The organism is Acidovorax sp. Leaf160 (genome assembly GCF_001424265.1).
Taxonomy (GTDB): Bacteria; Pseudomonadota; Gammaproteobacteria; order Burkholderiales; family Burkholderiaceae_C; genus Paracidovorax.
Genome location: NZ_LMOV01000028.1, coordinates 144,719 through 164,634, shown reverse-complemented (window position 1 = coordinate 164,634; position 19,916 = coordinate 144,719). Strand labels below are relative to the sequence as shown.

At 69.9% G+C, this 19,916-nt stretch carries 17 protein-coding genes and 1 other RNA gene; 5 read left to right on the top strand and 13 right to left on the bottom strand.

Annotated features, from left to right (window positions below; all coding sequences use genetic code 11):
* The first annotated feature begins 47 nt into the window (after positions 1 to 47).
* The 3 genes from ASF94_RS19110 (at position 48) to ASF94_RS19100 (ending at position 4,388) form a co-directional block, all read left to right on the top strand.
* Positions 48 to 1,538, top strand: a complete 1,491-nt coding sequence (locus tag ASF94_RS19110; protein ID WP_056670277.1) for an NCS1 family nucleobase:cation symporter-1 — start codon at positions 48 to 50, stop codon at positions 1,536 to 1,538.
* Between the two features lie 25 nt (positions 1,539 to 1,563).
* Positions 1,564 to 3,033 (top strand): dihydropyrimidinase, encoded by a 1,470-nt coding sequence (hydA, locus tag ASF94_RS19105; RefSeq protein ID WP_056670274.1) that lies wholly within the window; start codon positions 1,564 to 1,566, stop codon positions 3,031 to 3,033.
* Positions 3,034 to 3,134: 101 nt separating this feature from the next.
* A complete protein-coding gene (locus ASF94_RS19100; protein ID WP_056670271.1) occupies positions 3,135 to 4,388 on the top strand; it encodes a Zn-dependent hydrolase in 1,254 nt (417 codons plus the stop codon).
* Positions 4,389 to 4,434: 46 nt separating this feature from the next.
* Here ASF94_RS19100 and ASF94_RS19095 read toward each other — a convergent pair whose 3' ends face one another.
* The 6 genes from ASF94_RS19095 to cysK form a co-directional block, all read right to left on the bottom strand.
* Positions 4,435 to 6,198, bottom strand: coding sequence for an NAD(P)/FAD-dependent oxidoreductase (locus ASF94_RS19095; RefSeq protein WP_056670268.1), 1,764 nt, complete (start codon positions 6,196 to 6,198; stop codon positions 4,435 to 4,437).
* Positions 6,199 to 6,297: 99 nt separating this feature from the next.
* A complete protein-coding gene (locus ASF94_RS19090; protein ID WP_056670265.1) occupies positions 6,298 to 7,452 on the bottom strand; it encodes a hypothetical protein in 1,155 nt (384 codons plus the stop codon).
* A 39-nt stretch (positions 7,453 to 7,491) separates the two neighbouring features.
* Positions 7,492 to 8,610: a YbhN family protein gene (locus ASF94_RS19085; protein ID WP_082493437.1), complete on the bottom strand. Its 1,119-nt coding sequence runs from the start codon at positions 8,608 to 8,610 to the stop codon at positions 7,492 to 7,494.
* A 26-nt stretch (positions 8,611 to 8,636) separates the two neighbouring features.
* A complete protein-coding gene (gene clsB, locus ASF94_RS19080) occupies positions 8,637 to 9,917 on the bottom strand; it encodes a cardiolipin synthase ClsB (RefSeq protein WP_056670262.1) in 1,281 nt (426 codons plus the stop codon).
* Positions 9,914 to 10,678 (bottom strand): endonuclease/exonuclease/phosphatase family protein, encoded by a 765-nt coding sequence (locus tag ASF94_RS19075; protein ID WP_056670619.1) that lies wholly within the window; start codon positions 10,676 to 10,678, stop codon positions 9,914 to 9,916. The genes clsB and ASF94_RS19075 overlap by 4 nt, the downstream gene beginning before the upstream one ends.
* Positions 10,679 to 10,870: 192 nt before the next feature.
* Complete coding sequence (gene cysK, locus ASF94_RS19070; protein ID WP_056670260.1) at positions 10,871 to 11,788, bottom strand: cysteine synthase A; 918 nt, start codon at positions 11,786 to 11,788, stop codon at positions 10,871 to 10,873.
* A gap of 173 nt (positions 11,789 to 11,961) precedes the next feature.
* Between cysK and rnpB the strand changes: the two genes are divergently transcribed.
* Positions 11,962 to 12,397: RNase P RNA component class A (gene rnpB / locus ASF94_RS19660), an RNA gene on the top strand.
* A gap of 48 nt (positions 12,398 to 12,445) precedes the next feature.
* On the opposite strand, the gene ASF94_RS19065 is transcribed toward rnpB, so the two are convergent.
* From ASF94_RS19065 to ASF94_RS19035, 7 genes are all read right to left on the bottom strand, one after another.
* Complete coding sequence (locus tag ASF94_RS19065; protein WP_056670257.1) at positions 12,446 to 13,459, bottom strand: tyrosine recombinase XerC; 1,014 nt, start codon at positions 13,457 to 13,459, stop codon at positions 12,446 to 12,448.
* 22 nt (positions 13,460 to 13,481) lie between these two features.
* The gene (locus tag ASF94_RS19060) at positions 13,482 to 14,231 is read right to left on the bottom strand and encodes a DUF484 family protein (protein ID WP_082493422.1); all 750 of its coding nucleotides are present in this window, start codon (positions 14,229 to 14,231) and stop codon (positions 13,482 to 13,484) included.
* Positions 14,228 to 15,106, bottom strand: a complete 879-nt coding sequence (dapF, locus tag ASF94_RS19055; protein WP_056670254.1) for a diaminopimelate epimerase — start codon at positions 15,104 to 15,106, stop codon at positions 14,228 to 14,230. The genes ASF94_RS19060 and dapF overlap by 4 nt, the downstream gene beginning before the upstream one ends.
* 13 nt (positions 15,107 to 15,119) lie before the next feature.
* Positions 15,120 to 15,416, bottom strand: a complete 297-nt coding sequence (locus tag ASF94_RS19050; RefSeq protein ID WP_056670252.1) for a cupin domain-containing protein — start codon at positions 15,414 to 15,416, stop codon at positions 15,120 to 15,122.
* 139 nt (positions 15,417 to 15,555) lie between these two features.
* On the bottom strand, positions 15,556 to 16,503 hold the full coding sequence (locus tag ASF94_RS19045) for a cytochrome-c peroxidase (protein WP_200933154.1): 948 nt from the start codon (positions 16,501 to 16,503) through the stop codon (positions 15,556 to 15,558).
* An 83-nt stretch (positions 16,504 to 16,586) separates the two neighbouring features.
* Complete coding sequence (locus tag ASF94_RS19040) at positions 16,587 to 17,423, bottom strand: transporter substrate-binding domain-containing protein (protein ID WP_056670246.1); 837 nt, start codon at positions 17,421 to 17,423, stop codon at positions 16,587 to 16,589.
* Positions 17,424 to 17,433: 10 nt separating this feature from the next.
* Entirely contained in the window at positions 17,434 to 18,609 is a 1,176-nt protein-coding gene (locus tag ASF94_RS19035; RefSeq protein WP_056670244.1) for an acyl-CoA dehydrogenase family protein, read from the bottom strand.
* A 201-nt stretch (positions 18,610 to 18,810) separates the two neighbouring features.
* Here ASF94_RS19035 and ASF94_RS19030 point away from each other — a divergent pair, with 201 nt between their 5' ends.
* Complete coding sequence (locus ASF94_RS19030) at positions 18,811 to 19,905, top strand: ABC transporter substrate-binding protein (RefSeq protein ID WP_200933152.1); 1,095 nt, start codon at positions 18,811 to 18,813, stop codon at positions 19,903 to 19,905.
* Positions 19,906 to 19,916 lie beyond the last annotated feature (11 nt).

Here is a 19,916-nt window from a genome sequence, read left to right as displayed (position 1 = left end):
CCGGACCCTTTCAGCCCCCCTGCCCGCAACGTCCCGGAGAACACGCCATGAATGTCTCGCAACCCCCCGGCTCCCACAGCGAACTATGGAACGAGGACCTCGCGCCCACGCAGGCGCACCAGCGCACCTGGCGCTGGTACCACTTCGCCGCCCTGTGGGTGGGCATGGTGATGTGCATTCCCGCCTACACCCTGGCGGCCAGCCTGATCGAGAGTGGGATGTCCTGGGGCCAGGCGGTCGGCACGGTGTTCCTGGGCAATCTGATCGTGCTGGTGCCCATGCTGCTCATCGGCCATGCCGGCGCCAAGCACGGCATTCCGTATGCCGTGCTGGCGCGGTCCTCGTTCGGCACGCGCGGCGCCAAGCTGCCGGCGCTGCTGCGGGCCCTGGTGGCCTGCGGCTGGTACGGCATCCAGACCTGGTTCGGCGGCATGATGATCTACACGCTGGCCGGCGTGCTGCTGGGCCACCCGCTGGAGGGCGACAAGATCGCCGGCCTCGGGATCAACCTCGGCCAGCTCGTCTGCTTCCTGCTTTTCTGGGCGATCCAGTTCTACTTCGTGGTGCACGGCATCGAGTCGATCCGCAAGCTGGAGACCTGGACGGCCCCCATCAAGATCGTGATCTGCTTCGTGCTGCTCTGGTGGGCGTATGACAAGGCCGGCGGCTTCGGCCCCATCCTGCAGCAACCCTCCCAGTTCGCGCCCGGCGGCCCGAAGGCGGGGCAGTTCCACGCCGTGTTCTGGCCGTCGCTCACCGCCATGGTGGGCTTCTGGGCCACGCTGGCGCTGAACATTCCCGACTTCACCCGCTTCGCCAAGTCGCAGCGCGACCAGGTGTTGGGCCAGGCCATCGGCCTGCCCGTGCCCATGGGCCTGCTGGCGGCGCTGGCGGTGATCGTCACCTCCGCCACGGTGGTGATCTACGGCAAGGCGCTGTGGGACCCGGTGGACCTGGCCAGCCGCATGACCGGCGCGGCCGTGCTGATCGCGCTCATCATCCTGCTGATCGACACGGTGAGCGTGAACCTGGCGGCCAACCTCGTCGGCCCGGCCTACGACTTCTCGGCGCTCAGCCCCTCGCGCATCAGCTACCGCGTGGGCGGCTACATCACCGTGGGCATCGCCATCGCGATGATGCCGTGGAAGGTCCTCGAATCCACCCAGGGCTACATCTTCACCTGGCTCATCGGCTATTCGGCGCTGCTGGGGCCGGTGGCGGGCATCCTGATGGTGGACTACTACCTCATCCGCCGCACCGAGCTGGACGTGAAGGCGCTCTACGCCGACGAGGGCCCCTACCGCTACCGCAACGGCTGGAACGTGGTGGCCGTCGCGGCCTTCGTGCTGGGCGTGGCGCCCAACGTGCCGGGCTTTCTGAACGCGGCGTTCCCCGCCGCCTTCCCGGGCGTGGGCGAGGTCTTCAAGCAGATCTACGCCTATGCCTGGTTCATTGGCCTCGCCATCGCCGCCGTGGTGTACCGGCTGGGCATGGCGGGCCAGCCGCACCCCGCCAGCGCCACCCTGCGCCGCGCATGAAACCCCCCAATCCAGGAGACAAGCCATGACACCCACTTCTTCGCAAGCCCTGCTGATCCGCGGCGGCACCGTGGTGAACGCTGACCGCGAGGAGCGCGCCGACGTGCTCTGCGTGGACGGCCGCATCGCCGCGGTGGGCGAGAGCGCCGCCGCACAGGCGCCCGCTGGCGCCGAGACGCTGGACGCCAGCGGCCAGTACGTGCTGCCCGGCGGCATCGATCCGCACACCCACATGCAGCTGCCGTTCATGGGCACCGTGACCATGGACGACTTCTTCACCGGCACGGCGGCCGGTCTGGCGGGCGGCACCACCAGCATCATCGACTTCGTCATCCCCGACCCGCAGCAGCCGCTGATGGAGGCCTACCGGCAGTGGCGCGGCTGGGCCGAGAAATCGGCCGCCGACTACGGCTTCCACGTGGCCGTCACCTGGTGGAGCGATCAGGTCCGCACCGACATGGGCACGCTGGTGCAGCAGGAGGGCATCAACAGCTTCAAGCACTTCATGGCCTACAAGAACGCCATCATGTGCGACGACGAAACGCTGGTGAACAGCTTCAAGCGCGCGCTGGAGCTGGGCGCCATGCCCACCGTGCATGCCGAGAACGGCGAGCTGGTCTACCTGCTGCAGCAGGAGGTCGCCAAGATGGGCATCACCGGCCCCGAAGGCCATCCGCTGGCCCGCCCGCCCATGGTGGAGGCCGAAGCCGCCAACCGCGCCATCGCCATCGCCGACGTGCTGGGCGTGCCGATCTACGTGGTGCACGTGAGCTGCGCCGAAGCCGCCGAAGCCATCGCCCGGGCCCGCGCGCGCGGCCAGCGCGTGTTCGGCGAGGTGCTGGCGGGGCACCTGCTGGTGGACGACAGCGTCTACCGCGACCCCGACTTCGCCACCGCCGCCGCCCACGTCATGAGCCCGCCCTTCCGCCCGCGCGCAGGAGGCCACCAGGAGGCCCTGTGGCGCGGCCTGCAGTCGGGCCAGCTGCACACCACGGCCACCGACCACTGCACCTTCTGCGCCGCGCAGAAGGCCATGGGGCGCGACAACTTCGCCAAGATCCCGAACGGCACGGGCGGCGTGGAAGAGCGCATGGCGGCCATCTGGGACGGCGGCGTCAACACCGGGCGGCTGACACCCTCCGAGTTCGTGGCGATCACCTCCGCCAACGCCGCCAAGCTGTTCAACATCTACCCGAGGAAGGGCTTCGTGGGCGCGGGCGCCGATGCCGACCTGGTGCTCTGGGACCCGGAGGGCACCAAGACCTTCTCGGCCAGGACGCAGCACAGCAAGGGCGACTTCAACATCTTCGAGGGACGCACCGTGCGCGGCATTCCCAGCCACACCATCAGCCAGGGCCGGGTGGTGTTCGCGCAAGGCGATCTGCGTGCCGAGCCGGGCGCGGGCCGCTACGTGCGGCGTCCGGCCTTCGGCCCGCAGTTCCAGGCGCAGCAGCGCCGCACGCAGGACCTCGCGCCCACGGCAGTGGCGCGCTGACCGGCTGCCCGTGCGCGCAGGCTTCGACAGGCTCAGCCCAACGGTGGAATGAACCAGCCAGCGCGCCGCGACGCTTTCTTCCCCACATCCCGGAGAACCCCATGGACACGACAGTGAAAACAGACACCAGCCATCTGCGCATCAACGGCGAGCGCCTCTGGAATTCGCTGATGGAGCTGGCGCAGATCGGCGCCACGCCCAAGGGCGGCGTGTGCCGCCTCACGCTCACCGACCTGGACAAGCAGGGCCGCGACCTGGTCACGCGCTGGGCGCGCGAGGCGGGCATGTCGGTCACCATCGACAAGATCGGCAATGGCTTCATGCGGCGCCCGGGCCGCAACGACAGCCTGCCGCCGATCATGACCGGCAGCCACATCGACACGCAGCCCACCGGCGGCAAGTTCGACGGCAACTACGGTGTGCTGGCGGGCATCGAGGTGGTGCGCACGCTCAATGACCACGGCATCGAGACCGAGGCGCCCATCGAGGTCGCGTTCTGGACCAACGAGGAAGGTTCGCGCTTCGTGCCCGTCATGATGGGCTCGGGCGTGTTCGCCGGGGCCTTCACGCTGGAACATGCCTACGCCGCCACCGACACCGAAGGCAAGACCGTCCGGGGCGAACTGGAGCGCATCGGCTACATCGGCGAGCAGGAGCCCGGCGACCACCCCATCGGCGCGTATTTCGAGACCCACATCGAGCAGGGCCCGGTGCTGGAGGACAACGACAAGACCATCGGCGTGGTCAGCGGCGTGCTGGGCATCCGCTGGTTCGACTGCACGGTGACGGGCATGGAAGCGCATGCCGGCCCCACGCCCATGGCGCTGCGCAAGGACGCCCTACTGGCCGCCACCCGCATCATGCAGGACGTGGTCGCCGCCGCGCACCGGCACCCGCCGCATGGCCGGGGCACCGTGGGCATGGTGCAGGTCTTCCCCAACAGCCGCAACGTCATTCCGGGGCGGGTCAAGTTCAGCATCGACCTGCGCAACAGCACCGATGCGCTGGTCGATGCCATGGCGGCCGAGGTGAAGGCGCTGGCCGAGCAGGTGGGCCAGGAACACGGCGTGCAGGTGCAGATCGACCTCGTCTCCAGCTACCCCGCGCAGCAGTTCCATGCCGAATGCGTGGAGGCCGTCGGCCGCGCCGCCGCCCGGCTGGGCTACAGCCACATGCCGGCCGTGTCCGGCGCCGGGCACGACGCGGTGTACATGGCCAAGCTGGCCCCGGCAGGAATGATCTTCATCCCCTGCAAGGACGGCATCAGCCACAACGAGATCGAGGACGCCCAGCCCGCGCACATCGAGGCCGGCTGCAACGTGCTGCTGCAGGCGATGCTGGAACGCGCGGGCTAGCAGGCGGTACCGCAGCGGGCGGCGCGCGGCGCGCGGCGCCGAAGCGTCAGGCCGCCTGGCCCAGCAGCGCGCGCGCCACGGCCTCGCCCACCTTGATGCCATCCACCCCGGCCGACAAGATGCCGCCCGCGTAGCTGGCGCCTTCGCCCGCCGGATAGAGACCGGCGGTGTTCAGGCTCTGCAGGTTCTCGCCCCGGCCGATCTTGAGCGGCGACGACGTGCGCGTTTCCACACCGGTCAGCACGGCATCGTGCATGTCGTAGCCCCGGATCTTGCGGCCGAACGCCGGCAGGGCTTCGCGCATGGCCTCGGTGGCATAGGCAGGCAGGGCCTCGCGCAGGTCGACCATCGTCACGCCCGGCTTGTACGACGGCTCCACGCTGCCCAGCTGTGTGGAGGCGCGCTCGGCAAGGAAGTCGCCGACCAGCTGCGCGGGCGCGTTGTAGCTGCTGCCGCCCAGCAGGTAGGCGTTGGATTCGAGCTGCCGCTGCAGCACGATGCCGGCCAGCGGGTGCGACTGGCCGGGGGGCAGCGATTCGACGCCATGCGTGCCGCCCAGCGCCGCGGCGAAGGCATCGGCATCGCGCGGATAGTCGCGCGGGTCGATGGCCACCACCATGCCGGCGTTGGCGTTGCGCTCGTTGCGCGAATACTGGCTCATGCCGTTGGTGACGACGCGGCCGGGCTCGCTGGTGGCGGCCACGACCGTGCCGCCGGGGCACATGCAGAAGCTGTAGACCGCGCGGCCGTTGCTGGCGTGGTGCACGAGCTTGTAGTCGGCCGCACCCAGCAGCGGGTGGCCGGCATGGCGGCCCCAGCGCGCGCGGTCGATCACCCCCTGCGGGTGCTCGATGCGCACGCCCACCGAAAATGGCTTGGCTTCCATGTGCACGCCCCGGTCGTACAGCATGGCGAAGGTGTCGCGCGAGCTGTGCCCCAGCGCCATCACCACATGGTCGGCGCGCAAGGTGTGCGACTGGCCGGTGGCCTGGTCCAGCACCTGCAGGCCGCGCAGATGGCGCTGGCCGCTGGAGTCGGTCTCGACCACCACGTCGGTCACGCGCTGCTCGAAGCGCACCTCGCCGCCCAGGGCGATGATCTGCTCGCGCAGGGTCTCCACCACCTTGACCAGCTTGAACGTGCCGATGTGCGGGTGGGCGACGTAGAGGATCTCGGGCGGCGCGCCGGCCTGCACGAATTCTTCCATCACCTTGCGCCCCAGGTGGCGCGGGTCCTTGATCTGGCTGTAGAGCTTGCCGTCGCTGAAGGTGCCGGCGCCGCCTTCGCCGAACTGCACGTTGGATTCGGCATGCAGCGCGCGCTTGCGCCACAGGCCCCAGGTGTCCTTGGTGCGTTCGCGCACCGGCTTGCCCCGCTCCAGCACGATCGGGCGAAAGCCCATCTGCGCCAGTACCAGCGCGGCGAAGATGCCGCACGGCCCGAAGCCGACGACGACCGGGCGGTGCGCCAGGTTCGCCGGGGCCTGGCCCACGGGCTTCCAGGCCATGTCGGGCGTGGGCTGGATGTGGGGGTGGGCGGCATGACGGGCCATCAGCGCGGCCTCCTGCGCCGGGTCGGCCAGGGTGACGTCGAGGAGATAGACCGCCAGCAGCTCGGGCTTGCGCGCATCGAAGCTGCGCTTGTGGACGTGCAGGCGTGCCAGCGCACTGGTGGCGATGCCCAGCAGCGCGGCCGCCTGCGCGCGCAGGGCGGCCTCGGGGTGGGCGTGCGGGTTTTCGGGGGAGTCGGCGGTACCGGCGTCGGCCGGCAAGGCGGCCAGCGGCAGCTTGATTTCTGAGAGACGGATCATGGCGTGCAGGCCCGTGGTTATCGGGCGTGTGGCAGTTTCGCGGGGCGCCCATGATACCGAAGGGGCGCGTTTTCTGCACGCTGCGGCGCTCCAGACGACTTACCGGGCGCGCCAGGCCGCGCTTTGCGCCTTCAGCCAGCGTTTCAGCTCGGCCGGGTGCTCCAGCGCGCGTCGCTGCAACCGCCAGTCGGCGATGTCTTCCTGCAGCTGCTGCGCCTGCGCGCGCACATGCCGGTCCAGCGACTGGGGCGACAGCTGGCCGGGCGCCGTCATGCCGAAGCGGCCCTTGAAGTCGTCCTGGATCGCGCGCAACTCGCGCTGCAGCCCGGCCAATTGGGCGGCCAGCGCCTGGTTGTAGTGCGCCAGGCGTTCCTCGCCCAGCCGGGCGAGATGGTCCGGGTCGATCTGCTGCACCTCCAGCTGCAACTGCAGCAGATCCATCAGGTTGTCGGCGGCATAGGCCAGATTCACCCGCTGCATCAGCGCTGTCTTGCGGTCGCGCTGCGCGGGGTCGGGCTCGCGGTCCGGGTGCAGCGCGCTGGCCAGCTGCCGGTAGACCGAGCGGACCGACTGGCCGGCCTGCTGGGCCGCCTCCTGCTCGCGCCGCTCCCGGGCGGTGGGCTTCCTGGCGCGCTGCGCCCGGTGGCGCTGGCGCTCGGCCTCCACGCGGGCCTGGTCGGCACGCATCTGCGCTTCCACGCGCTCCAGGATCGCCTCGGGCGAGGCGTCGTCCGCCGCCGCGTCCTCGCCGGGCGCGTCGGATGGCGGGGCCGGGGCTGGGGCCGCCGAAGGCGCTGGCGGGGCCGGCGCGGGCCCCTGCTCGGGGCCGTAGCGCGCGTGCAGGGCCTGCATGGCGGCGCGAGTGTTTTCGTCCAGCACCCCGTCGGCCAGGTAGGCCGCCATGCTGGCGATGACCTCGCCCGCTGTCTGCTGCATCGATTTGCTCAGACCCATGCGACTGGTGGCCTCGGTGTCCAGCCATTGCACCAGCTCCACATGGATGGCGTGGTAGTCGCGGATCAGCGGCTGCAGCTCGCGGGCGTAGCGCTGCTGGTAGGCGGCGATGGCGGTATTCCAGGTGTCGAGCTGCGCGCGCTCCTCGGCGATCCGCTCCACCAGGGTGTTGAACTGCTGCTGGGCCGCCGACAGCGGCGGCGCAGCGGCGGCGTCCGCGAGGCCGACCCGTGACGGGATGGCGATGGAGGACGGGGAAGACGGGGAGGAGGGCGGCGGGGTTTCGCGGTGACCGGGCATGTCGCGATCATGCCTGTGCGCAGGCGGTGTGGCGCCCTGTCACAGCGCGGGGCTGGACGGCCTCGTGCCGTTCGCTGCCGCCGACGCTGGTGCTGGTGCGGGTGCTGGTGGTGGCGGTGGTGGTGGTGGTGCTGCTATGGTCTCCTGCAGCGCCCCGGGCGCGGCGCGGCGGCGCCACCAGAGCTCGGTGGCCGCGAACGCCAGGGCGGCCATCCCCAGCGGCGCGAAGAAGTACAGCGCCCGGTAAGCCAGCACGGCCGCCAGTGCCTGCGGCGCCGGCATGTTGACCGACAGCACGGCCGTGCCCACCGCTTCCAGCACGCCCAGGCCGGCGGGAATGCGCGAGATGACGCCGGCCACGGCTCCCAGCAAGATGGTGGCCAGCGCCGCCGGATAGGGCGCCTGCCGCTGGGTCAGCCACCACAGCGCGGCGGCCATCAGGGCCCAGTTGAGCGCCGACACTGCCACCTGCAGCAGGCCGACCGCCCAGTGCGGCATGGGCAGGGCATGCCCGCGCACCACCAGCGGTTCGCCCCGGCGCCACGCGCACAGCGCCAGATAGGCCAGGCCGAAGCAGGCCAGGCCCGTGCCGGCCCAGCGCAGCTCCTGCGCCCCGACCGCCCAGCCTTCCGGCAGTTGGGGCGTCCACGCCCAGAACAGGGCGCCTGCAAGCGTGAAGTAGCCCAGCCAGTTGGTGAGGATGGAAAGCCCCACGATATGGCCGATGTGTGCGATGCCCACGCCCTGGCGCGAATACAGCCGGTAGCGGGCACTCACCCCGCCAATGACCGAGCCCAGGTTCAGTGTGAACGGGTAGGCGATCAGCGTGATGCCCATGGTGCGGGCGATCGTCAGGCCGTGGCCGGTGTAGTGGCGGCCGAACAGGTCGAAGGTGCTGTAGAGCAGATGGCTGCTCCAGGCCAGCGCCCCGGCGGTCACGACCACGGCGGGGGGCAGGGCCAGGAACGAATGCCATACCGATCCCCAATCCACCCGGCTGCCCTGGTGCCACAGCAGATAGAGCACGAAGCCGATGAAGCCGCCAGTCAGGCCCGTCAGTAGCCACGGCCACCAGCGCTGCTGGCGCAACCGGGCGAAGCGGCCTGCCCACCCAGGCCGCTTCGGCTCGGGCGACGCGGCGCGCGGAGTGGGCGGCATGGCGGCTGGGCGCGTGGGCTCGCGCTTCACTGCGCGCCCGACGGGCGCTGCGACACATCCGCTGCCAACGCGGCCTGGTCCACCAGGGAAATCTCCGGCTCGTGTTTCGGCAGCCAGCCCGCCCAGGTGGGGAACCAGCGCATCAGGTGGAACACGCAGTAGCTGCGCACCAGGCGCAGGCCCTCCCAACGCCCCTTGGGCTCGGGTTCCACCTGCTTGCAACTGTTCTCCATCAGGTGTGCCAGCCGTTCGTACAGCCGCGCGTTGAAGCCCGCGTCACGGATGATGACGTTGGCCTCCAGATTGAGGGACAGGCTCAAGGGGTCGAGGTTGCTCGACCCCACGGTGGACCACTCGTCGTCCACCAGCGCCACCTTGCCGTGCAGCGGCCGGTCGCAATATTCGTAGATGCGCACGCCGGCGCGCAGCAGGTGGTCGTACAGCAGGCCGGCGGCGGTCTTGACAATGGGCATGTCGGGCTGGCCCTGCAGGATCAGCCGCACGTCCACGCCGCGCTGCGCGGCCCGGCGCAATTCGCGCACGAACCGGTAGCCTGGGAAGAAATAGGCATTGGCGATCACCACGCGGTGGCGCGCCGACCGCAACGCGATGCGGTAGTGCCGCTCGATGTCGTTGGTGTGGTTGTGGTTGTCGCGGGTGACGAAGATGGCCTGGGCCGGCCCGGCGTGGGGCCGGTCGGCCAACGCGTTGCCCTGGTTCAACTGGCGCAGGCGGCGCCGTTGCTTGAGCGGCACCACGGCGTCCTGCGCGAAGGCGTGCATCTGTGCCACCAGCGGGCCGCGCACCTCGACGGAATAGTCCTGCTTGGCCTCGGGGCCGAAATCGGCCACATGGTCGGCCGAATAATTGATGCCGCCGATGAAGGCGCGCTCGCCGTCGATCACCACGATCTTGCGGTGCATGCGGCGCAGCACGTTCAGCCGCTGGCCGAAGAGCTGGCGGCCCGGATCGAAGATGCGGAAATGCACGCCGGCCTCCACCAGCTCGCCCACGAAGCGGTCGGACAGGTCGGGCGAGCCGAAGCCGTCCACCAGCATGTGCACGGTCACGCCGCGCCGGGCGGCTTCCAGCACGGCGGCGTGCAGCTGCAGGCCGATCTTGTCCTCAAAGAGGATGAAGGTTTCCAGCCACACCTCGCGCCGGGCGGCGCGAATCGCCTCGAACACGCGGGGAAAGAACTCCTCGCCGTTTTCCAGCAGGTCGAAGTCGTTGCCTGGCACCCAGCGGCTGTTCGCGCCGCGCTGGTTGCGCGCCGCGCTCGACGGTGTGGCGGAAGGGCCGCTCACAGCGCGATCTCCGCCGCCAGCGGCGCGTGGTCGGAAAGCCGGTCCCAGGGTTTGCGGGGCAGCGTCACGGGCGTCAGCACCGCGGCGTTGCGCACGTAGATCCGGTCCAGCGGCAGCAGCGGCATGGACGCCGGAAAGGTGCGCACCGCCTTGCGGCCGCCCTGCATGAACACCTCGTGGAGGCCGGCGCCCTTCTTGAGCACCTCGTGGGCCCGGCCCCGCCAGTCGTTGAAGTCGCCCGCCAGCACCACCGGCTCCTCGGGGTCGAACGTGGCCACCAGGTCGCAGATGCGGCGCAGCTGCCGCTGGCGGTGCGCCTCCTGCAGGCCCAGATGCACGCAGATGGCGTGCACCGGCGTGGGGCTGCCCGGCGGCTGCAGCACGCAGTGCAGCATCCCGCGCCGCTCGGGGCCGGTCACCGAGATGTCGTGGTTCTCGTAATGGGTGATGGGGAACTTCGACAGCAGGGCATTGCCGTGGTGGCCGTTGTCGTACACCGCGTTGCGGCCATAGGCGTGTTGCTGCCAGATCGTGTCGGCCAGGAATTCGTAGTGCGGCTCCTGCGGGAAGTTCTCCACGCGGCCGGCATGCTTGTGGTGCGTTCCCAGCACTTCCTGCAGGAAGACCAGGTCCGCCGACACCTCGCGTACGGCGTCGCGCAGCTCGTGCAGCATGAAGCGGCGGTTGAAGCTCGTGAAACCCTTGTGGACGTTCACGGTCAGCACCTTGAACGCAATGGGCTTTGGGGTGGCTGTGTCCATCAGTTCGATCGCAAAAGGTGGCAGGTGCGTCGCCAAAAGGGCGGGCTGTCTGCGGTGGTCGATTGTTCCAAAATGACCCTTCCAGGCCCTGTAGGACGGGTGGCCGACCCCTTGACGCTGCATGCCGGAAACGCCCCGGGGCCGCGCGCGGGCGGCCCCGGGTGGGTCGGTCAGGGCTGGCGGGCGGCCCGGTCAGGCAGGCAGGAAGCCTTCCACCGACAGGTAGCGTTCGCCGGTGTCGTAGTTGAAGCCCAGCACCTTGGCGCCGGCTTGCAGCTCGGGCAGCTTCTGCGCGATGGCCGCCAGCGTGGCGCCGGAGGAAATGCCCACCAGCAGGCCTTCTTCACGCGCCGCGCGGCGGGCGTATTCGCGGGCCGGTTCGGCATCGACCTGGATCACGCCATCCAGCACGCCGATGTCCAGGTTGGCGGGCACGAAGCCCGCGCCGATACCCTGGATGGGATGGGGCCCGGGCTGCCCGCCGGAGATGACGGGCGAGGCCACCGGCTCCACCGCGAACACCCGCAGTTGCGGGAACCGGGCCTTCAGCACCCGGCCGACCCCGCTGATGTGGCCGCCCGTGCCCACGCCGGTGATGATCGCGTCCAGCCCCTCGGGGAAGTCGGCCAGGATCTCCTGCGCCGTGGTGCGCACGTGCACGTCGATGTTGGCCGGATTCTCGAACTGTTGCGGCACCCAGGCGCCAGGGATGCTGGCGGCGAGTTCCTGCGCGCGGGCGATGGCGCCTTTCATGCCTTTTTCCTTGGGCGTCAGGTCGAACGTGGCGCCGTAGGCCAGCATCAGGCGGCGGCGCTCGAGGCTCATGCTCTCGGGCATCACCAGGATCAGCTTGTAGCCCTTCACGGCCGCGACCAGCGCCAGGCCGATGCCGGTGTTGCCCGAGGTCGGCTCGATGATGGTGCCCCCGGGCTGCAGCGTGCCGCTGCGCTCGGCGTCTTCCACCATCGCCAGCGCGATGCGGTCCTTGATCGAGCCGCCCGGATTGCTGCGCTCGGATTTCACCCACACGTTGGCGCCGGCGCCGAAAAGGCGGTTGATGCGCACATGGGGCGTGTTGCCGATGGTTTGCAGGATGTTCTGTACGAGCATGGCATCTCCGAAAAGAAGGAAGGAAGAAAGAAGGGTGGGTGGAAAGCGAACGGGAAACGGCAGCCATTGTGGGCCAGCCGATGTGCCGCCCGGCAATATGGTTATGCCCAGCGGCAGGGGTTGCGGGCCGCCTCGCCCGCGCCGGCCCGGCCGAATGGGATAATGCGCGCCGTGAAGCACGCCAGACCGTCGCTGGTGCCATATGGGAAACTTGGCACTGGAGGAACGTCCGGACTGCACAGGACAGCGTAGCAGCTAACGGCTGCCCACCGTGAGGTGAGGATCAGAGCAACAGAGACGAGTCCGAGTGGGAGCCCGCTTCGGAGTGTTCTGTGAGGCGCCAGCGCAAGCTGGCGAGAAGGCAGCGCGAGCTGTCCGAACCCGGCGAAAGCCGGGTCCGCACAGCCACCCCGGGCGGACAAGTTCCGCTCGGGGTGAAACGGGCAATCTCTACGCGCAGCAATACCAAGTAGGCCAGCGTTGATGTGGTTCCGCAGAGCTGGCGGGTAGGTAGCATCGAGCCGGGTGGGCGACCCCCGGCCCAGAGTAATGGCGGTCACACCCGGGCAACCGGGTGCACAGAATCCGGCTTATCGGCGCGCTTCACACTTTTTTCCATCAGCCCCTGGCCGGGCGCAGCCCACGGCTGCGCGGGTCTCAGTCGCTGCTGCCGTCTTCCCGCTTGCGCCGGGCGCGCGGGTGGGCCGCGTCGTACACCTTGGCCAGGTGCTGAAAATCCAGCCGCGTGTAGACCTGCGTGGTGGTGATGTTGGCGTGGCCCAGCAGTTCCTGCACCGCGCGCAGGTCCCCGCTGGACTGCAGCAGGTGGCTGGCGAAGGAATGCCGCAGCATGTGCGGATGCACCGGCGTGGTCAGGCCGGCCACCTGGCTGCGCTGGCGCAGGCGCAGCCACACCGACTGCGCGGCGAGCCGCGCGCCGCGCTGGCCGACGAAGAGCGCCGCGTCCAGCCGGGCCGACGCCGCACCGCCGAACGGCAGCGCGCGCTGGGCCAGCCAGGCCTGCAGCGCGGTGATGGCCGCGCTGCCCACGGGCACGCTGCGCCGCTTCGACCCCTTGCCGAAGACATGGGCCTCGCCCGCCTGCAGGTCGATCCACCCCCGGCCGGCACGCTGCGTGTCCGGGCCCGGCACGGCGTCCAGCCCCACCAGTTCGCCCACGCGCAGGCCGCAGCCGTAGAGCAGCTCCACCATGGCGGCGTCGCGCGCCTCCAGCCAGGGGCCGCCGCCGGCATGCTCGTGTTCGGCCAGGCGCACTGCGTCGTCCACCGGCAGCGCCTTCGGCAGGGGCTTGGGCGCCTTGGGCGCGCGCACGTCCAGCACCGGGTTGTGCGGCACCAGGCCCTGCCGGCCCGCCCAGGTGAAGAAGCCTCGCCAGCCGGAGAGGATCAGCGCAATGCCGCGCCCGCTGCGCCCCGCCGAATGCATCTGCGCGACGAAGCGGCGGATGTGCGCGGTGGAGAGCTGCAGCAGTGGCACGCCCAAGTCCGCGGCGTGGCGGGCCAGCCGTTCCAGGTCAAGGGTGTAGAGGGTGAGCGTGCGGGCTGCCAGGCGTTTTTCGACGCGCACGTGCTCCAGGTAGCGTAGCGCCTCGGGTGGCAGCGGGGCGGGTGGCCGGGCTGCCGTGCCGGGATCGGCCTGGGCGGTGGTCATGTCGGCCCCGGCCGGTGGCGCTTCAGCGCAGGCGCGACAGTGCGCCGCTCGCCAGCTCGGCGATGCGCACCAGGAAGTCGGTGCCCATCTCGGCAGTGAAGCGCTGGGCATCGGGCGAGCCCAGCACCAGCAGGCCGAAGGCGGGCGATTCGCCGTCCAGCGCGCCATCGCGCAGGGGCAGCAGCGCGAGCGACTGCACCTGCGCCGCTTCGGGCAGCCAGGCGGTGGGCTCGAAGCCCAGGTTGGCGCCGCAGAAGGGCGCCGTGAGCGACGTGGCGAAAGCGCGCGCGTCCGGGCTGGCGCCGCACCACGCGGCGGTCTGGAACGGGGGCGCCACCTCCCACATGCGCATGGCCGTCTGGGGCACGTCGAACAGGCGGCGCAGGCCCTCGGTCACCGCGCCGGGCAGGGCATGCGGGTCTTTCACGGCAGCCAGCTCGCGCGACCACTGATGGAGCTTCTGCGCGATGTGGCCGTTCTCGTTGCCGTTGCGCACCATCTCCATCACGCGCTGCTCCAGCGCCTTGATCTTCTCGCGCAGCATCTCGGCCTGGCGTTCCTGCAGGCTGACGGCGCGGTGGCCGTGCGGGCTGGTGAAGGTGACGCTGGCCAGCACTTCGGCGTGGCGCTCGAAGAAGCCGGGCGTCTGCTGCAGGAACTCGGCGATGTCGTCCTCGGTGATGGGCGGCACGGCGGAGGCCGACGAAGCGGACGAAGCGGACGAAGCGGACGAAGAGGACAGGGAAGAAGCAGGAATGGCGGACTGGGTCATGGTGTGTCGGGAATATCGATCTGGCCTTCGAAGACCGTGGTGGCGGGGCCGGTCATGAAGACCGCGTCATCGGCACCGCCGGCCCAGGCGATGGTGAGCAGGCCGCCGCGCGTGTGCACGTCCACCCGCGCATCCAGCAGCCCCAGGCGAATGCCGGAGACCACGGCCGCGCACGCGCCCGTGCCGCAGGCCAGCGTCTCGCCGGTGCCGCGCTCGAACACGCGCAGGCGCACCTCGCCGCGGCTCACGATCTGCAGGAAGCCGGCATTCACGCGCTGCGGAAAGCGGGCATGGCGCTCGACCAGCGGGCCGACGGTGGCGACGGGCGCGGTGTCCACGTCGTCCACCAGCTGCACCGCATGCGGGTTGCCCATGGAGGCAATTGCTACAAAAATAGTAGCATCATGTTCAGTGTTATTAAGCGCCAGCGGCCATTTTTCCCCAGAGCCCTGGGCCACGGGCGTCAGGCCCGCGGCGTCGAACGGTATCTCGGCCGGCGCGAAGCGCGGGCGGCCCATGTCCACCGTCACCCGGCCATCGGGCGTGAGCCGGGGAGAGATCACGCCCTTGACGGTCTGCACGCGCAGCGCCTCCTTGTCGGTCAGGCCCTTGTCGCGCACGTAGCGGGCAAAGCAGCGCGCGCCGTTGCCGCACTGCTCCACTTCGCCGCCGTCGGCGTTGTGGATCACGTATTCGAAGTCGATGCCCTCGGCCGGCGACGGACGCACGGTGAGGATCTGGTCGGCGCCCACGCCGAAGTGGCGGTCGGCCAGGAACCGGTACTGCGCAGGGGTCAGGCCCAGGCGGCCCTGGGTCTCGTCGAGCACGACGAAGTCGTTGCCCGCGCCCTGCATCTTGGTGAAGCGGATGTGCATGGGGGGATTATCCTCACCGGTCGATGATCACCAGCGTGCCGTGGCTGCCCGGCGCCACTGCGTGCGGCAGGCCGGCCGGCACGATGACCATGCAGCCGGCCTCCACGCGCTGCACCTGACCTTTGGACTCCAGCAGCATGCAGCCGTCGATCACCAGCAGGGCTTCGTCGAAGTCGTGCACTTCGTCGGGGTAGGCCCGGTCGTCCATGCGCAGAACCTTCACCTGGGAGCCGGCCGCCCGGCCGACGATGGTGGAATGCCAGGCCTTGGGCAGTGCACGGGCGATATCGGGTAGATGGGTGGGCTGCATGGGCGGTATTGTCCGCGCTCTCGGGATGCCGCCGTTCGCTCTATGGCTCTCGACGTTTTTGCATTCAGCAAGCGCTGATGGCTCAATCTTCACCGCATGCCTGGTGGGGGGGGGAAGGCCGGATCAGCACGTTTCCCGGTCAAAGCGCCAGCAGGAACGCCCGCAACGCCTCCACGTCCCCGGGCGTGAGTGCCAGCGGGCGAATGTGCGGCGACAGCCGTGACGCGCACGGGAACAGCGGATGCGCCGCCTCCTTGGCATTGCGGGCCCGCACCTCGCCGCCGCCGCGCGCGTACAAGTGGATCACGCCCTCCAGAGTCCGGAACAAACCGTTGTGCATGTACGGTCCGGTCTGCCCAACGTGGCGCAGGCTGGGCGTGCGGAAGGCGCCTGCGTCCTCGCAGCGGCCCGTGACCGCGTAGCGCCCCAGGTCCTGCGAGCGCTCGCCGAAAGACGAAATCCTCAAGTTGTGGAACCGCTCGTCGGTCAGCAGCGGGCCGTGGTGGCAGTTGATGCAGCGCGCCTCGGTGCGAAAGAGGTGCAGGCCGCGGATCTCCTGGTCGCTGAGCGCGGTGCCGTCGCCGCGCAGGAAGCGGTCGAAACGGGTGGGTGTGTCCAGGGTGCGCAGGTAGGCGGCCAGAGCCTCGCCCAGGGCCTGCACGGAGGGCAGGCCCGCACGGGCCACGGCGTCCTCCAGGGAGGCAAGGCCCATTTCTGCAGGGTCGTTCAGAGGAGCAAGGGAGCGACCGGCCAGCGAAGTGCCGCTGCCGTCCCAGCCCCAGCGGGTACGGGCGGCCGCCGTGTGCAGCGCTGTCGGGTTGCGACGACTCGGCTCGCCCATGTGGCCGATGGCGAGGGGCGTGTTCACCGTCCAGCCCTGGTCCGGCCGGTGGCAGCTCGCACAGGCGATAGTGCCACTGGCGGACAGGCGGGGATCAAGGAACAGGCGCTGGCCCACGGCGGCTTGTCGGCGCTGGGCGGGGGTGGATGCGGGAATGAAAGCAGGTGCGAGTTCGGTGAAGGCGACGCCCGGGTCGAGCCACGGCGCAGGCCAGAGAGCCGACGGCTGGGTGTAGGCCTGGCGCAAGGAAAAGGTCGCTTCACCGGGCGGTTGCGCCTGCAAGAGCAGGTGGACCGTGGCAAGCGTCCAGGCCGCAAGGCGCTTGAGGCTCAATGGCAATCCGGCCCCACCTGATCGAAATACACCTCGAACGCCATGTTGGCCGCCCACTGCTGCGCGCGCTGTCGCCACTGCGCTGCGCTGCCCAGCTCCCGCGCCGCTTCGCGCACCGTCTGGATCTGGGACAAATCGGCCCGCGCCAGCACCGACAGTTCAGCCACTTCGACCGGTGCCAGCGTGGCGGAGAACTTGTGCCATTCGGGGCGTTGGAACAGCGCGTCGAGCTGCGCGCGGTCGATCAGCGCCGCGTCGCACTCGCCCGTGCGCACGGCAGCCAGCGCCTGGGCGGGGGCTGCGAATGTCCGCAGCTGCCCCCGCACGCCGGCAGCGGCGGCCTGCGCGCGCACATGGCCCTGCGTGGCGCACAGCGCTCGGCCCGACAGGTCGCTCCACGCGCGCACCGGCGTGTCCGACCGCATTGCCACGCTCACGCCGCTGCGCAGCCCCGTCGGCAGCAGCGCCACATTGCCGGAGCCGGCCTCGTCTCGCGACAGGGCCAGATCGACGCGTCCATCGTGCAGCGCCTGCGCCGCGCCGAACGGCGCCAGCGGCACCAACTCCAGTTCCGCGCCCAGCGCGGCGGCCAAATCCTGTGCGAAGGCGGGCTCCAGCCCGTTGCCGGTGTAGTCGCGCAGCCCGTTGGCATACCGCAGCGCGCCTTCAGGCACGCCGACGCGCAGCACCTGCCGGGAGGCCGCGGGCGGCGTCTCGGGGGATGGCGCCGCCAGCAGCGGGCGCAGCACGGCGGCGCCCAGAGCCGCTGCCGCCACCAGGGTGGACGCGACGGCGCCGGGCCACCAGGAACGGAGGGAGCGTGCGCGTGACATGTCAGTTGTGTCAGTTGTATTGGTCGGGCGAGGGCAGCTCGCCGTTGAGCGCCCAGCGCCCCAGTGCGTTGAGCTTGTAATCCAGCGGGTCATGCAGCGTGTGCGTGCGGACGTTGCGCCAGAAGCGGTCATAGCCCAGGCTTGCGCGCGTGCCCCGTGCGCCGACCACTTCGAACAGTTCCTGCCCGGCCTGCAGCCCTGCGCGGTGCGCCATCACCTTTGCCTCGGCCACGGCGATGGCGGCCTCGCCGCGCTCCTGCGGGGTGAGCTGTTCACCGCGTTCGTAGGCGGCCTGCACGCTGAGCGCCGCGCGCTCGGCCAGCGCGGTCGCGGCGCTGATCTGCACGTGCAGCTCGCCCACGCGTTGTAGCGTGTAGGGGTCTTTGCTGGCGTGATCCACCGGCGCGGCGATCCAGGGTCGCCCCTCGCGGTGCAGGTACACACGAGCCTCCTCGAGCGCGCCGATGGCGATGCCCAGGTAGAGGTTGACCAGCACCAGTTGGGCAAAGCAATTGCGCAGTGTGTGGGCGGCGGTCGGTGTGGCGCCATGGGCGCGCAGCACGTCTTCGCGGCGCAGCGGCACGTGCTTGAAACCGACCGAGCCGCTGTCGGTCTGCCGCTGGCCGATCGGGTCCCAGTCGTCGTGCACGGTGATGCCGGGCTGCTGCGTCTCCACGATGCCCAGCACCACGTCGTGGCTGGCCGCATGGCGCGCCGACAGGGTCAGGAACCGGGAGCCGCGCGTGCCGGAGCAGAAACCCTTGGCGCCGTCGAGCTGGTAGCCCTGCGCCGTGTCGGTGGCGACCAGGCGCGTGTCGCGCGGGTTCACGGCGTTGCCCCACCAGCCGCCCTCTTCGATGGTGCGCGTGAGCCAGCGCCGGCGCTGGTCCTCGTCGCCGTAGATCAGCACCGTGGCCACCTGCAAGTGGTGAAAGGCCAGCAGGTGCGCGAGCGCGCTGTCCACCGCCGCGACGCGCCGCACGATACGGTAGATCCCGGGCCAAGGCAGGCCCAGTCCGCCGTACCCGGGCGGAATCGACAGGCGCAACAAGCCGGCCTCACGGATGCGCTCCTTCTCCTCGGCGGCATGGCCGCCCGCGCGGTCCCGCTCCACGGCGCTGTGGCGCAGTTCTTCGATCAACAGAGACAGGCTGTCTTCCAGGGAGGGGTGGAGCGCGGCATTCATGCAGGACGGTGCGGGGGGACGCAGGCATTGGGAAAGTGCCGCGAATTATGGAAAGCCGCCACCCTCGCGGTGCAGCGATTTCCAAATATGGTTACTAAGTTCGGTTCGTTGTCTTCAGCCCTTCGCGCTTCCAACAATGGCGCTCCATTCGACGGTTGCCATACCCCTTGGCGCCGCCATTCCACCCACCGGAGAGAACGCATGACCGAGCCTGAACTGATGAACCCCCGCCTCCCCAGCCGCCTGCGCGGGCTGTGCGCCGTCGCCATCGCGGTCTTGGGCCTGCACGGTGCCATGTCGGCCGCAGCCGCGGAGACGCTGCCCTCGATCAACCTGCAGCTCTCGCCCTGGACCGTGGTAGCGCGCTCTAAAGGCATCTTCAAGGAAGAGTTCGACAAGATCGGCACCAAGGAGGTCAACCTGATCGCTTCCGGCGGCGCCGATCTGATCGGCGCCGAGACGGCAGCCGTGAACAAGGGCGCCATCGCGATCGCGCAGCGCATGATTTATCCGGCCACCGTGCACCGCGCCAATGGGCTCGACGGCGTCATCATCTGGGCGTCGGAGCCTTCCAACCGTTACCGCGCGCCGGTGATTGCGCGCGCCAGCAATGAGCAGATCAACAAGCTGGCCGACCTGGATGGCAAGAAGTTCGGCAGCAGCCGCATCAGCTGCTACTGGTCCGCGCCCACCGAGGCGCTGCAATCCGTCGGCCTGCCGCTGGACTCGCGTGGCAAGCAGGGCCGGGTGCGCTACGAATCCATCGACAACGTGTCTGTCGCGCTGTCGGCCGTGCTCTCGGGCGCCACCGACGCCACCACCGTTCACCTGGCGGCGGGCAACGCCGCGGGCGCCTGGCTCTCGGGTAAGTTCAAGGTGGTGGGACATCCGCCGGATGACGGTGTCTACATCAACCACGCGGGCCGCATCACGTATTTCGCGCGCCGCGAATTCGTGAACAAGTACCCCGAGGTGGTCAAGGCCTTCCTGGCCTCGCGCGAACGCACCATGGCATGGACGCTGGACAACGTGGACGAGGCCTCCAAGATCGTCGCCAAGGAAACGCGCGTGCCGCTCGAGGTGGCCAAGTTCCAGATCACGCACCTGGGCCAATGGGAGTTCACGCAGGGCGAGCCCAACGCCGACCGGACGCGCAACGCGATCAAGACCTTCCAGTCCTGGTACATCGCGCAGGGCGACGACGTGCTGAGCGAGCGCAAGCTGACCGACGCGCAGATCGACGCTTTCGTCGATGCCCGCTTCTTCGTCGGCGGCAAGTACTCCATCTACCGCTGAAGTCGGCAACC

Excerpts from the sequence above, each read along its gene's own strand:
- ASF94_RS19110 (WP_056670277.1), top strand. The coding sequence starts at position 48 with ATGAATGTCTCGCAACCCCCCGGCTCCCACAGCGAACTATGGAACGAG.
- hydA (WP_056670274.1), top strand. The coding sequence starts at position 1,564 with ATGACACCCACTTCTTCGCAAGCCCTGCTGATCCGCGGCGGCACCGTG.
- ASF94_RS19100 (WP_056670271.1), top strand. The coding sequence starts at position 3,135 with ATGGACACGACAGTGAAAACAGACACCAGCCATCTGCGCATCAACGGC.
- ASF94_RS19095 (WP_056670268.1), bottom strand. The coding sequence starts at position 6,198 with ATGATCCGTCTCTCAGAAATCAAGCTGCCGCTGGCCGCCTTGCCGGCC.
- ASF94_RS19090 (WP_056670265.1), bottom strand. The coding sequence starts at position 7,452 with ATGCCCGGTCACCGCGAAACCCCGCCGCCCTCCTCCCCGTCTTCCCCG.
- ASF94_RS19085 (WP_082493437.1), bottom strand. The coding sequence starts at position 8,610 with ATGCCGCCCACTCCGCGCGCCGCGTCGCCCGAGCCGAAGCGGCCTGGG.
- ASF94_RS19075 (WP_056670619.1), bottom strand. The coding sequence starts at position 10,678 with ATGGACACAGCCACCCCAAAGCCCATTGCGTTCAAGGTGCTGACCGTG.
- cysK (WP_056670260.1), bottom strand. The coding sequence starts at position 11,788 with ATGCTCGTACAGAACATCCTGCAAACCATCGGCAACACGCCCCATGTG.
- ASF94_RS19065 (WP_056670257.1), bottom strand. The coding sequence starts at position 13,459 with ATGACCACCGCCCAGGCCGATCCCGGCACGGCAGCCCGGCCACCCGCC.
- ASF94_RS19060 (WP_082493422.1), bottom strand. The coding sequence starts at position 14,231 with ATGACCCAGTCCGCCATTCCTGCTTCTTCCCTGTCCTCTTCGTCCGCT.
- dapF (WP_056670254.1), bottom strand. The coding sequence starts at position 15,106 with ATGCACATCCGCTTCACCAAGATGCAGGGCGCGGGCAACGACTTCGTC.
- ASF94_RS19050 (WP_056670252.1), bottom strand. The coding sequence starts at position 15,416 with ATGCAGCCCACCCATCTACCCGATATCGCCCGTGCACTGCCCAAGGCC.
- ASF94_RS19040 (WP_056670246.1), bottom strand. The coding sequence starts at position 17,423 with ATGTCACGCGCACGCTCCCTCCGTTCCTGGTGGCCCGGCGCCGTCGCG.
- ASF94_RS19035 (WP_056670244.1), bottom strand. The coding sequence starts at position 18,609 with ATGAATGCCGCGCTCCACCCCTCCCTGGAAGACAGCCTGTCTCTGTTG.
- ASF94_RS19030 (WP_200933152.1), top strand. The coding sequence starts at position 18,811 with ATGACCGAGCCTGAACTGATGAACCCCCGCCTCCCCAGCCGCCTGCGC.